The 11478-nt window shown below is 69.6% G+C and carries 11 protein-coding genes and 2 pseudogenes; 4 read left to right on the top strand and 9 right to left on the bottom strand.

The features are described from left to right. The 4 genes from AB0J39_RS34185 to AB0J39_RS34170 form a co-directional block, all read right to left on the bottom strand. Positions 1–446, bottom strand: a 446-nt coding sequence (locus AB0J39_RS34185; RefSeq protein WP_363472357.1) for a HAMP domain-containing protein, incomplete at its 3' end; no start/stop codon positions are given. Positions 447–697: 251 nt separating this feature from the next. Continuing rightward, positions 698–1120, bottom strand: a complete 423-nt coding sequence (locus AB0J39_RS34180) for a DUF6098 family protein (protein WP_363472355.1) — start codon at positions 1118–1120, stop codon at positions 698–700. A 151-nt stretch (positions 1121–1271) separates the two neighbouring features. After that, positions 1272–1466: a hypothetical protein gene (locus AB0J39_RS34175; RefSeq protein ID WP_363472353.1), complete on the bottom strand. Its 195-nt coding sequence runs from the start codon at positions 1464–1466 to the stop codon at positions 1272–1274. Between the two features lie 114 nt (positions 1467–1580). Beyond that, a complete protein-coding gene (locus tag AB0J39_RS34170) occupies positions 1581–1844 on the bottom strand; it encodes a prolyl oligopeptidase family serine peptidase (RefSeq protein ID WP_363472359.1) in 264 nt (87 codons plus the stop codon). On the opposite strand from AB0J39_RS34170, the gene AB0J39_RS34165 reads away from it, so the two are divergent. Beyond that, positions 1779–1958 (top strand): hypothetical protein, encoded by a 180-nt coding sequence (locus AB0J39_RS34165; RefSeq protein ID WP_363472361.1) that lies wholly within the window; start codon positions 1779–1781, stop codon positions 1956–1958. The two genes, AB0J39_RS34170 and AB0J39_RS34165, sit on opposite strands and share 66 nt — an antisense overlap. 20 nt (positions 1959–1978) lie before the next feature. Here the strand turns inward: AB0J39_RS34165 and AB0J39_RS34160 are convergent. Further along, positions 1979–2383 (bottom strand): annotated as a pseudogene (locus tag AB0J39_RS34160) (alpha/beta hydrolase); the annotation flags it as partial. Positions 2384–2437: 54 nt separating this feature from the next. On the opposite strand from AB0J39_RS34160, the gene AB0J39_RS34155 reads away from it, so the two are divergent. Continuing rightward, positions 2438–3535: a hypothetical protein gene (locus AB0J39_RS34155; protein WP_363472351.1), complete on the top strand. Its 1098-nt coding sequence runs from the start codon at positions 2438–2440 to the stop codon at positions 3533–3535. Between the two features lie 11 nt (positions 3536–3546). After that, positions 3547–7356, top strand: coding sequence for a DUF4062 domain-containing protein (locus AB0J39_RS34150; RefSeq protein WP_363472349.1), 3810 nt, complete (start codon positions 3547–3549; stop codon positions 7354–7356). On the opposite strand, the gene AB0J39_RS34145 is transcribed toward AB0J39_RS34150, so the two are convergent. Next, entirely contained in the window at positions 7260–8138 is an 879-nt protein-coding gene (locus AB0J39_RS34145; RefSeq protein ID WP_363472347.1) for a hypothetical protein, read from the bottom strand. The genes AB0J39_RS34150 and AB0J39_RS34145 overlap by 97 nt on opposite strands. Positions 8139–8163: 25 nt before the next feature. Here AB0J39_RS34145 and AB0J39_RS34140 point away from each other — a divergent pair, with 25 nt between their 5' ends. Then, entirely contained in the window at positions 8164–8361 is a 198-nt protein-coding gene (locus AB0J39_RS34140) for a hypothetical protein (RefSeq protein WP_363472345.1), read from the top strand. Positions 8362–8371: 10 nt separating this feature from the next. Here AB0J39_RS34140 and AB0J39_RS34135 read toward each other — a convergent pair whose 3' ends face one another. The 3 genes and pseudogenes from AB0J39_RS34135 to AB0J39_RS34125 all read right to left on the bottom strand — a co-directional run. After that, positions 8372–9751: a M1 family metallopeptidase gene (locus tag AB0J39_RS34135; RefSeq protein WP_363472343.1), complete on the bottom strand. Its 1380-nt coding sequence runs from the start codon at positions 9749–9751 to the stop codon at positions 8372–8374. Positions 9752–9841: 90 nt separating this feature from the next. Then, positions 9842–10573: a BPL-N domain-containing protein gene (locus AB0J39_RS34130; protein ID WP_363472341.1), complete on the bottom strand. Its 732-nt coding sequence runs from the start codon at positions 10571–10573 to the stop codon at positions 9842–9844. Between the two features lie 18 nt (positions 10574–10591). Then, positions 10592–11478 (bottom strand): annotated as a pseudogene (locus AB0J39_RS34125) (peptide synthetase); the annotation flags it as partial.

Genomic DNA, 11478 nt, shown 5'->3' with positions numbered 1-11478 from the left:
CCTCGGGCGTCGACGGTGATCTTCTGGGAGAGGTCGCCCTTGGCGACGGCGGTGGTGACCTCGGCGATGGAGCGGACCTGGCTGGTGAGGTTGCCCGCCATCGCGTTCACCGAGTCGGTGAGGTCCTTCCAGGTGCCCGAGACCCCCGGCACCTCGGCCTGTCCGCCGAGCTGGCCCTCGGTGCCCACCTCCCGCGCCACGCGCGTCACCTCGGAGGTGAACAGGGACAGCTGGTCGACCATCCCGTTGAAGACGGTCGCGATCTCCGTCAGCAGGCCGTCGCCGTCCTCCGGGAGACGGGTGCCGAAGTCGCCGTCCCGCACGGCGGTGAGGCCGGCCAGGAGCTGCCGCAGATCCAGTTCCGGGTCACCGCCGGCGGCGCGCGCGGGTCGCGCGCGCTTCGCGGTGCCTGCCCTCTCGACCATGTCCACCCTCACGATCGCCATATGACCAGGGAAAAGAAAGCATATAAAGCACTGCTGGAGGCCGTGTTCCCATGTGGCCGCGGCCGCGGCCGGAGCGGGCGCACCGGCCTGTAAGGCTACCCCGCGGGCGATCTCCGCGAATCGCCCTCGGAGGCGACGTGTCAATGTCGATCAGGACTCCGGGGAACATCCGCGGCGTGCGTGTACTGCGTCTGTGCTCCGTCTTCGCCGCGCCCGTCACCGCGCTGCGGGGCAGGGGCGTGCGGTTCAAATCAGCCGGTGGAGTCCCGGCCGGCGTCGAAGACCTCCTCGTAGTGCTCACGCGCCTGCTCGACCACCGAGTCGTCGAGCCACGCGACCGGTTCGACCTGGTCGATGAGCGGCTCGTGGTCGGGGCCGCGGGCCACCGTACGGCCGGTCAGTACCCACGCGTGCCGTTCCTCGTCCTTCTCGGCCAGATGCGTGTATTTGCAGATCTGGCGGGCAAGCCAGTCACGCAGCGGGAGGGTCCACCAGCGCTCGGCGTCGAGCACGGTCACCGACAGGCCGGGCAGCTCCAGACGGCTCTCGTAGTCGACGCTCGGCTTGCCGGCATCGGCGTCGGGCCCCTTGGAGTACCGCAGGTACAGGCCGGGCCGGTTCTCGACGAGCTCGGTCAGCTCGTCCAGGCTCTTGATGGTGGGTATTCCGCTCACTTCACCCCTCCGCGGTCCCGCTCCGCCCGCTCCGCCCGCTCCGCTCGGGACGGGGGCCGGGCGCGGCTCTCACGTCAGCCAGGCCGCCGTCGTCCCGGTCCGCCGCTCCGCGATCGCCCGCGATCGCCCGCGGTCGACGCGTCCCGCCAAGTCATGCGGGGTACGGAGGACGCTGGGCCGGCGGGACGCCGCCGCCTTCTCCGCCACCCTTGTTCCCCTTGTCGGTGCCGTGCGGCTGCCCGCCCGGCTTCGTGGCGCTCGCCGACTCCGGAATGACGTCGATGTTCTCGTCGTCGGCGCCGCCCCCGCCGGAACGCCGAAGCTCGGGTTGCTGAGGCTCGGTCATCGTTCCTCCTTACGGACCGCCACGAAGGTCGAAACGGACTGTCCGCAACCAGCCCCCGGCGGTGCTGTCCTCCCCTCCCCATCCGCCGGAAGGGCAAACCCGGGAAAGGTCTCGTCAGGTCTTCGAGGCATCCGCACGAAGCACGTCGGCCAGGAAGTCGATCGAGCGCTCGATGATCGGGGAGATGTCGGCGCCGGTGAAGCCGTGACCACCGTCCGCAACGACGTCGAGCTCCGCGCGTACGCCGGCCGCGCGGAGCGCTGCGACCAGCGTCTCACTATGAGAGAGGGGCACGTTCTGATCATCCGCGCCGTGGACGCAGAGGAACGGCGGTGCGCCAGGGTGAACCTGGTGGAGCGGGCTGCCGAGCCGGGCCAGGTGGGGCAGGTCCGCTGGAAGGCCGCCGAACAGAGGGATCGCGGGATCACCGGGCTCGGGGGAGCCGCCGGGAAGGTCAGGTCGGACGGTCCGTACCAGTCGACCACGGCATGAAGGCCGAGCGCCGGATCACGTGCGAGTCCGGCCAGCGCCGCGAGATGGCCCCCGGCGGAGTCACCCATCACCGCGAAGCGGGTGACGTCCAGGTGCAACTCATCCGCATGGGTTCGCGTCCACTCGATCGCCGCGCCGATGTCGTCCAATTGTGCTGGATAGACCGCCTCGTGGCTCAGCCGGTATTCCACCAGTCCCACGGCGAAGCCGCGTTCGAGCAGCCGGGCGTGGAGATCGGCCTCGGGCATGCCGGGAGTGGGATCACAGCGGCTGCCCGCGCACCAGCCGCCGCCGTGGATCCAGAAGACGACCGGGTACGGGCCGCGCTCTCCCGGGATCAGCAGATCGAACTCCAGAGGACGGTGACCCGGGGGCCTCGCCACGACGATGTCCGGATGCCTCTTCGCCCGGTCGTAACTGTTCATGGACATCGACCGCGCCCTCCCGTCATTCTGATCGTGAGACCCAGGAGCATGCCGATGATCCCACGGGAAGCACACGCCCTCACAGGTACCTGGCTGGGCGACGAGGGGGCTCTCTACTACATTCGGCATACGGGCAGCACTGTCTGGTGGGCCGGGCTGAGCGTCTCGTCTCCCCAGGGCTCCGGCGACCTGAACATCGGAACCGCGTTCACCAACGTCTATCGAGGCAGGCTCATGGGCGACTCCGTCGTGGGTGAGTGGATGGACACCCCACGCGGCGACGTCTTCCAATGCGGGACGATGGATCTGCAGATCGTGCCGCCGGACGGGATGCGCAGGCTCCGTGAGACGGGCGGGTTCGGCGGCGCCGCCTGGCGGCGGATCGAACCGCCGGCCCGCAAGATCGACCGTATCCGCGCCGCGCTCCGGCACGACGCCCTCATCACCGATGTCTGCGCGGTGATCCACGGAACGATGACCACCGGTCTGACCGAGGTGGCCTCGTCCGGGGACCTGCAGTTCCAGATGCGCGTCGATCCATCCGTGGTCAGGCGCCCGGCGTTGCCGCTGGGCAGCACTGTCACGTGCCGCCTCACCGAGCACGGCGCCGACGCCGTCATTCCCGGCTGGCGGGATCGCGACGCCGTCAGCATCCTGTTCCGCAACGGCCGGCCGGTCAACGGCGATCTCCGCAGAGACGAGAGCGGGCAGTTCCTCGTCCTCGGCCGACCGCTTTCTCCGGGGACGCACGTGCGGGTCACCGGTGCGCTGTCCACCTCCCCGCCGCTGATCTCCCCGGTCTACGCCGTGGACGTGCAGGATCACACTCCCCGTACGACGCTCACCGGCATATGGGCGGGCGACGACGGAGGAACCTACTACCTCCGTCAGCGTGGCGACGCTCTCTGCTGGCTGGGCTTGAGTCCGGACTGGGGAGCCACCTACACCTCGGTGTTCAGCGGGGTCGTCCTGGCGGAGCATGACGTGATCACGATCTGCGGACGATGGGCCGACCTGCCGCTCGGCGGGCGAACGCGAGAGGGGGAGGCGACCCTCTCTCTGACCGCTTACTCGGTGCTCACCACGGCCGGGGGCGAGCACATGGGCCCCGGCCGTCTGGAGCGGTTATCCGACTCGTTCACTCAGTTCTAGGCAGGAGAGGTATGGCTCAGGAGAACCTCCGCGTGTTCCTCAGTCACACCTCGGAGCTCGGTGTGCACCCCGAAGGCCGATCCTTCGTCAGGGTGGCCACGGAGACGCTGCTGAAGGCGGGACATCACCCGGTCGATATGGCTCACTTTCCGGCACGTGACCAGCAGGCCGCCGACTATTGCCGCGAGCAGGTCCTGAACTGCGACCTGTACCTGGGCCTGATCGGCTTCTGTTACGGGTCGCCGGTGCGCGACCGCCCGGAGGTCTCCTACACCCAGCTGGAATATCTCACCGCGGGCGCGGCCGGCATTCCCCGGCTGATCTTCATGCTGGACCCGGCCGACGGTCTCCCGGCCGAGCTGCTCGACACGGAGCACGGCGACAGGCAGCGGGCGTTCCGCCGTCATGTGGCCGATGAGGTGCTGGTGCAGCGGTTCAGCACGCGCGAGCAGCTGGAAATCGCGATTCTGCACGCGTTGGTCCGCTTCGACGAGAAACCCGGAGCCAGAGCCTCTCCCGTGAAACGTCCATGGATGGCTCCGGCCCCCACAGGCCCGGTCGTCGACCGGCCGGGGCTGATCGGTCCGCTGGTCGAGGCTCTGATGGCGACGGGCGCGGAATCCGTCGGGGTGACCACCGCCGTCGAGGGTGCGGGCGGCTTCGGCAAGACCACCCTGACGGCTCAGGTGAGCCGGATGGAGAGCCGGCTGGCCGGGCGCTTTCCCGGAGGCCTTCTGTGGGTGACACTCGGACAGCACGTGACCGGTGCGGAGCTGGCCAACCGGGTGAACACGTTGTGTGAGGCGTTGACCGGCAGGCCCAGCACCACGACCGATCCCGAGCTGGCCGGCATACGTCTGGGAGAGCTGCTCGACCAGCGTCCCAGCACTCTCCTGGTCGTCGACGACGTGTGGACCGCCGCCCAGCTGAAGCCGTTCCTCATCGGAGGTCTGGGCCACCGACGACTGATCACCACCCGCATCGGAGGACTCGTGCCCCCGGGAGCCGTGTCCATCCTGGTCGACGCGATGAACCCGGACGAGTCGCGCACGCTGTTGCGCACCGGTCTGGGCGTCCTGCCCGAATCGGCGCTGGCCCGGCTGGATCGGCTCACCGGCCGGTGGCCGGTGCTGCTCGCCCTCGCGAACGGCCTCATGGCGGAGTACGAACGAGGAGGAGCCTCGGCCGCACAGGCTGCGGAGTGGGTCATCAGCAAGCTCAGTCTCGAAGGGCCGGCCGCATTGGACATCGACAACCCCGAAGAGAGGGCACAGGCGATCGCGGTCACGGTGGGAGCGAGCATGGAGAGCCTCTCGTTGCTCGATCGTGAGCGCTATCTCGACCTCGGCATATTCCCCGAGGACACGGACGTGCCGCTCGACGCGCTCACCCTGCTCTGGAGCGCGCGGAGCCCGATGGGCGGCAGAGCCGCGGAGCGACTCCTCTCGCGTCTCGTCCAGAGCCGATTGGCATTGGGGACGTGGCAGAGCGGGCCGGCGTTGCGCCTGCACGACGTGATCCGCGGTTACCTCCGCCACCAGCGGTCGCCCTCCCAGCTGGCGCAGGTGAACCGGTCGTTCGTGGACGCGGGCCGCAGTTTGCTGACCGGCGAACCGGAGGACGGCCTCAGCCCTTGGTGGTCGATCCCGGAGAGCTTCGGTTACCTATGGTGGAACATCGTCTACCACCTGGCGGAGGCCGGACACCATGACGAGCTGTCATCGCTGGTCACACACCCACGCTGGCTCGTCACGAGGCTCGACCGCTTCGGTGCGGCGGCGGTGGACGGTGATCTGGCCTTCGCCGGCCGGCACGCGGATCTCCGGCACGCACTGGCCAGAGCCGCTCACCTGCTCACGCCGCTGAGCCCTTCGATTGTCGACACTGTCGCCTCCAGGCTTCACGGAACCAAGGCGCTGCAGACGCTCGTCAGGAGACTCGACGCGAGCGATCCGCCGCCGCTGCTGGCGCCTCTCTGGCCTCTGCCCGATCAACCGGATGCTGCGCTCAGGCGAACCCTGGAAGGACACACGAGCGCGGTACGGGCCTGTGCCGTCGCGGCGGACGGCACCTGGATGGCCACAGGTGGCTTCGATCGGACTGTTCGGATCTGGGATATCACGGGACGATCCCGGTCTCTCGTGATGCGTGGTCACACGGGGTGGATCTGGGATTGCGCGATCTCTCCGGACGGGACATGGCTCGCCTCGGCCGGAGACGACGGCACTGTCCGGATCTGGAACGCCGAGTCGGGTTCCCCGCTGCGTACGCTCCGCTGCCCGGACGGGGTGACGGGGTGCGCGATCGCGCCCGACGGCGCCTGGCTCGCCGCCACGGATCTCGACGGCGGCATCCATGTCTGGAATCCCCACAGCGGCGAGAAGCTCCGCCTCCTGCATCACGGGGCAGGAGTCACGGGATGCGCCGTGGCGCCTGACGGCACGTGGCTCGCCTCCGCCGGCGTGGACGGCCTCGTACGCGTCTGGGATGCGGCCACGGGCGTGGTGCGGGTAACCCTCGTCGGGCATGAAGGGCGTGTCAACGGCTGTGCCGCCGCCCCTGATGGCATGCGCCTCGTCTCGGCCGGGGCCGACGGCAGCGTGCGGGTCTGGGAGGTCGCCGGCGGGCGGCAACTGGCTTTGCTCGAAGGCCATCGCGACTGGGTCGACGACTGTGCCGTCGCGCCGGACGGCGGCTGGCTGGCCTCCACTAGCGCCGACGGCACCGTACGCGTATGGGACGCCGGCACGTATGAGGCGCGGCTGGTGCTGCCCGGGCCCGCGGGCGGGGCGCACGCGTGCGCCATCGGGCCTGACAGCACATGGCTCACCGCGGGGTGCGCGGATCGTACGGTCAGAATCTGGGAGGTCGCGCGGACCGACGTCAGACGCCGGGAGGACAGCCGCATCGGGATCATGCGCTCCTGCACGGCATCCCCCTCCGGCGAGCTTCTGGCCGCTGGTGACGTCAAAGGCGTGACCCGCGTCTGGAACATCGATTCGCAGGAGCCGTCGCTGACTCTGCCCGGTCATGAGGGATGGGTGCGGAGCTGCGCGTTCGGGGCCGACGGCGCGATGCTGGCGACCGGGGGCGCCGATGGAAGGGTCCGCGTCTGGGACGTGCGGCGGGGTGCTCTCACGCACACCATGACCGGCCACGGAGGGTGGGTGAACCGGCTGAGTTTCTCGGCCACGGGAATGCTGCTGTCGGCCGGGTCCGATCAGACCCTCATCGTGTGGGACCCGGTGACCGGGACGCGCGTTGCGAGGTTCGACTGCGCCGCGCCGGTGTTCGGCGGCGCGATCGCACCGGACGGAACCTGGGCCGCGGCGGGGTGCGCCGACCGTACGGTCCAGATCTGGGATGTCTGGGAAGGGCGGCGGCGACTGGTCCTGTCCGGTCACGTGGGCAGAGTGAACGCATGCGTGGCGGGGCCCGACGGCCGCTGGCTGGCCTCGGCGGGGTTCGACCGGACCGCCCGGATCTGGAACGTCGAGGACGGGGCGCTGATAGCTGTCCTCAGCGGGCATCCCGGGCCGATCTGGGGGATGGCCGCGTCTGAGGACGGTGCGCTGCTCATGTGCGTCAGCACTGACGGAACCGCCCACGTGTGGGATGTCGCGTCGACACGGCGACTGGCGGCCATCCGCGTCGACGGGCCGCTGCGGGACTGCGGTTGGCTGCTGGGAGGCCGGGCCGTCTGCATGGCGGGTGACTCCGGCCTCTATCTTTTCGAACTACGCAGGCCATCCGACAACAGGGCCAGTGGTCCGAGATCGCCGTCGCCCCATACCGGCGTGGAGTTGAAGTCGATGATGTAGGCATGCTCATCGCTCACCAGGACGTCGAACGCACCGAAGTCGCAGCCGTGGGACGAGATGAAAGCGTTGACGGCCAGCCTCGCGGCGTCGGGCACCGTCTCCTCGGCGACCATCAGTGACGTGTCGGACGGGACTCTTTTCACCCGCTCCGCGGAGATGAATCTGAACCACGCCCGGCGATGGCCGAGAACCGCGCATCGGAAAAGCCTGTCTTGTTCGTCGGAGATGAACCGCTCCACGACCAGATCGGGATGATCCCACGTGTCCGGGTCCAGGCCTCGGCGCGATACGACCGGATACTCCATGGGTTCGGCCGTGGGGCCGGGGGCGGTCGCGTATCCGGCGACGCGTTCGGGAATCCCGCCGTAGTTGAGGTTCGTCTTGACGATGAGCAGCTCCTCCGGTGGGCCGACGCGCTGTGCGGCGGTCGTCGGCAGCCCGATCTCCGCGCACTTGCGCTGCAGGCTCCTCTTCGAGATGTCCTCGACGCCTGCGTTGAGAACCCGTACTCCGCGGAGGCTGAGCTCGGCGCACAGGTCGGCCCTTGCGAGCGGCCTTTCGCGAGCGGACGTGAGATCGATGTGGAAGATGAAGAAAGAGCAACCGGGGCCGAGACACGAAAGGATGTCCTCGACCGTGTCGGCCCGCCCGGAGACGATCCTGGTGCAGCCGGGCAGAAGCCGTTGCAACAGGTACCCGGTCCAGCGGCTGTGGTCGTAGACCGCGACGTCCTCCTGAAAAGACATGCCTCTCACACTCCTCCGCGCGAGGGCCGAGTCCAAGCGAGGTTCACGTGCCGGAAGCCCAGTGCTCCCTCGCGGTCAGGTGACGCCCGCCCGGCCGTCGCCCGCGCTCGACCGTCTGGTGATCTGCGTGGGCGGCGCACTCCTGGCACTGCTGCGCGCCTGGGCGGACGGCGACGTCTCCGCCACCCCCGCCGAACTCGACGCCACCTTCCGCGCCACCGTCCTCCCCGGCGTGCGGTCCGTCCTGGTTCAGGGATAGTCGCCGGGACTCAGAGCCGGGGCTTTTTCGCCTGGTAGAGCCATGCGTCGAAGAAGGGGCGGAGGTTCTGCCCGCTGAGCTTCTCCGCGAGACCGATGAAGTCGGCCGTGGTCGCCGTGCCGTGCCTGTTCTCCTGCGCCCAGGTCTTCAGCAGCGGGAAGAAGACCCTGTCCCCGATCTTCGTGCGCAGGGCGTGGACGGTCATCGCGCCCCGGAGGTACACCGCGTGCTCGTCGAACATGTGCTCCTGGCCGGGATCGCCGGTTTTCAGGTTCCAGAAGTGGCCGGTCCTGCGGTAGTGCCGGTCGAAGATCTCCTTGGCGGACGGCCCGCCGTGTTGCTCCTGGTAGAGCCACTCGGCGTACGTCGCGAAGCCCTCGTTGAGCCAGATGTCGCGCCAGCTCCGCACGCCGACGCTGTCACCGAACCACTGGTGCGCCAGCTCGTGCACGATCTCCGAGTTGTCGGTCGGGCCGCCGCTGTAGACGGGCCGGCCCTGCGTCTCCAGCGCGGTCACGGAGCCGTTGCCGTCGGCGATGCCTCCCGTGGAGGAGAACGGGTAGGGGCCGAACAGCCCGATCTCCCAGGCGACCGCCTTCGCCGTGAAGTCGTGCAGGTCCTTCGACTTGTCCGCCAGAGAGGGGTCGTAGGCGGTCACGTTGGGCATGCCGCCGACCGTGCCCTCGCTGACCACGAAGTGTCCGATCGCGACCGTGGCGAGATAGGGCGCCATCGGCTGCCCCATCTCCCACCGCACGGTCTTGTAGCCGTCGTCGTCCGCGCCGTCCGTCCCCGTACGCTCGCCGTTGGCCAGCACGGTGAGATCCTCGGGCGCCGACACCCGGAAGGAGAAGGTGGCCTTGTCCGCCGGGGTGTCGTTGGACGGGAACCAGCTGCGTGCGCCGTCCGGCTGGGACGCCACGAACGCGCCGTCCTTGGTCTTGATCCAGCCCTGGTGACCGGTCGCGTCCGAGACCGCCTTCGGCGTGCCGGCATAGGAGACCGCGACCGTGAACGTGCTCCCCGACCTCAGTCCCTTCGGCGGGGTGATCACCAGTTCCTGGCCGTCGCGGCGGTAGGCGGCGCGGGCGCCGTCCACCAGCACGCCGCTGATCGGCGGCCCGGAGAAGTCGAGGTTGAACCGCGACAGGTTCTGGACGGCGGTCGCGGTGATCGTCGTGGTTGCGTCCACCTCGTGGTCGTCGGGGTCGAACCGCAGGCGCAGGTCGTAGTGTCCGACGTCGTAGCCGCCGTTGCCCTGGAGGGGATAGTAGGGATCGCCCGCCCCCGCCGACCCGGGGAGGAAGGTGACCGGCTCCGCGGCGGCCGGAGCGGCCGAAGACGCCATTACGGTGAGGCTCGCGGCGAGGGCGGCTAATTTACGCACCATCCCCCCATAATGGGGATTTTTGCTAGAAAGTGGTAATTCGTCCCTATTGGTCACTTTTGTGGCGGTTTTCCCGTGAATCACACGGGTCACTCACCCGGCCATCGCCGCGTCCACGAGATCGAGGCCGAGATCCTGCGCCTGCCGTACCGGCAGGCCGGCGTCGGTGAACCAGTCGTCGGTGGCCTCCGGATGCGGGCCGACCACGGCGACCCGGCCCGCGCCGTACGGCGTGACGAGGGCGGCGACGGCGCCGTTGGGGTAGGTGGCGAGGACGCTGGCCTTGTTGCCCGGTTCGAGCAGGAAGCAGGGACCGTCCTGGAAGAACACGCTCCTGTTCCGGCCGCGCCACCGCACGTCGACGAGCGTGTCCTCCTCGTCCTCCACCGTCGCGCCCGGTGTGACGATGTACTGGTCGGTGTCGCCCGGCAGCAGGGCGAACCCCGGGGTGGCTCCGGCGAGATAGCCGCCGAGGCAGAAGCCGAGATAGCGGCCGCCTTTGGCGACGAAGTCACGCAGCAGGCCGCGATGCCGCCTGAGGTGCCGGTAGCCGCGGTCCAGATCCCCGCCGCCGGGCTGGGCGTACACGGCGGCCTCGGCCAGTGACTCCGCCGTGAGCGGGATCTCCTCGTGCGGGCCGGTGTAGCGGACGTCGAAGCCCCAGCGGCTGGCCTCCAGCAGTCCGGCGACCGCCTCCGAGCATCCGGGAATCGAGGCCGGGCCCCGGTAGACGAGCGCGAGCGGCCGTCCGGAGCGTGGCGGAGGGGCCTTCTCTGGACGGAGGACGTGGCGGAGGGTTTTGAGGATGCCCACAGTGGACCCCATGTGCTTCTCCCAGATCTGTCAGGCGAGGCCGGCCTGCGCCGGGATGCCCCGCCAGCTCGTGCCCGGCGTGAGCCGCTCGCCCTTCATCAGCAGCGACAGCGCGCCGAGCGACACGTCCTCGCCCACCACCGAGTCGTAGAGCACCACGGCGCGGGCGCCGATGCTCGCGCCGGACCGTACGGTCACGGCGGACATCTTCATGACCCGGTCCTCGAAGAGGTGGGTCTGCAGGGACACCCCCGATCCGATCGCGACGTCGTCACCGATCTCCACCAGGTCGAACTCCGTCATATAGGTGGTCGCTATACAGGTGCGCCTGCCGATGCGGGCCCCGAACCACCGCAGCACGGGCGGGAGGAACGGGGTGCCGGCCAGGAGAGCGACCCCGGCCGGAACCGCGGCGGCCTCGTACAGCCCGGTGACGAACTCCGTGCGCCGGACGAACCGGCTCCACAACGGCTCCACCCTCGGCCGGTACGCGCCGATGAGCAGTCGCTTGGCGGCGACGCAGCAGCCGATGATCGCCAGCCCCGCGGCACAGGCGACGAGCGGCGCGGCGGCCACGACCGCGGGCAGGGGCAGGACGCGGGCGAGCGCGTGCACGCCCAGCAGGTAGAGGTAGAAGCCCGCGCCGAACAGCGTCGCCGGGAGGGTGGCGCGGAAGAACTCGATGCCCAGGCGGTGCAGAACCAGCCGGCGGGGCGGTCGGAACGTCTGGTCCTCGGAGAACGAGCCGCTGTCCTGCCGCACCGGAAGGTGCATCGGGGGAGAGCCGAGCCACGAGGTGCCCTCGGGGACGCCGTCGGGTGGCGGGATGGTGCTGACGCCCACCAGGGACCCCGGTCCCATCCGCGTGCCCGCCGGGATGACCGCGGCGTTGCCGACGAACGCGCGCCTGCCCACCT

The organism is Microbispora sp. NPDC049633, from assembly GCF_040675265.1.
Classification (GTDB): Bacteria; Actinomycetota; Actinomycetes; order Streptosporangiales; family Streptosporangiaceae; genus Microbispora; species Microbispora maris.
The sequence above is the reverse complement of the archived record's forward strand: the minus strand, read 5'-3'. Positions and strand labels throughout refer to the sequence as shown.

Coding starts and splice junctions, on each gene's coding strand:
- AB0J39_RS34155 (WP_363472351.1), top strand. CDS start 2,438: ATGATCCCACGGGAAGCACACGCCCTCACAGGTACCTGGCTGGGCGAC.
- AB0J39_RS34130 (WP_363472341.1), bottom strand. CDS start 10,573: ATGGGGTCCACTGTGGGCATCCTCAAAACCCTCCGCCACGTCCTCCGT.
- AB0J39_RS34135 (WP_363472343.1), bottom strand. CDS start 9,751: ATGGTGCGTAAATTAGCCGCCCTCGCCGCGAGCCTCACCGTAATGGCG.
- AB0J39_RS34150 (WP_363472349.1), top strand. CDS start 3,547: ATGGCTCAGGAGAACCTCCGCGTGTTCCTCAGTCACACCTCGGAGCTC.
- AB0J39_RS34175 (WP_363472353.1), bottom strand. CDS start 1,466: ATGACCGAGCCTCAGCAACCCGAGCTTCGGCGTTCCGGCGGGGGCGGC.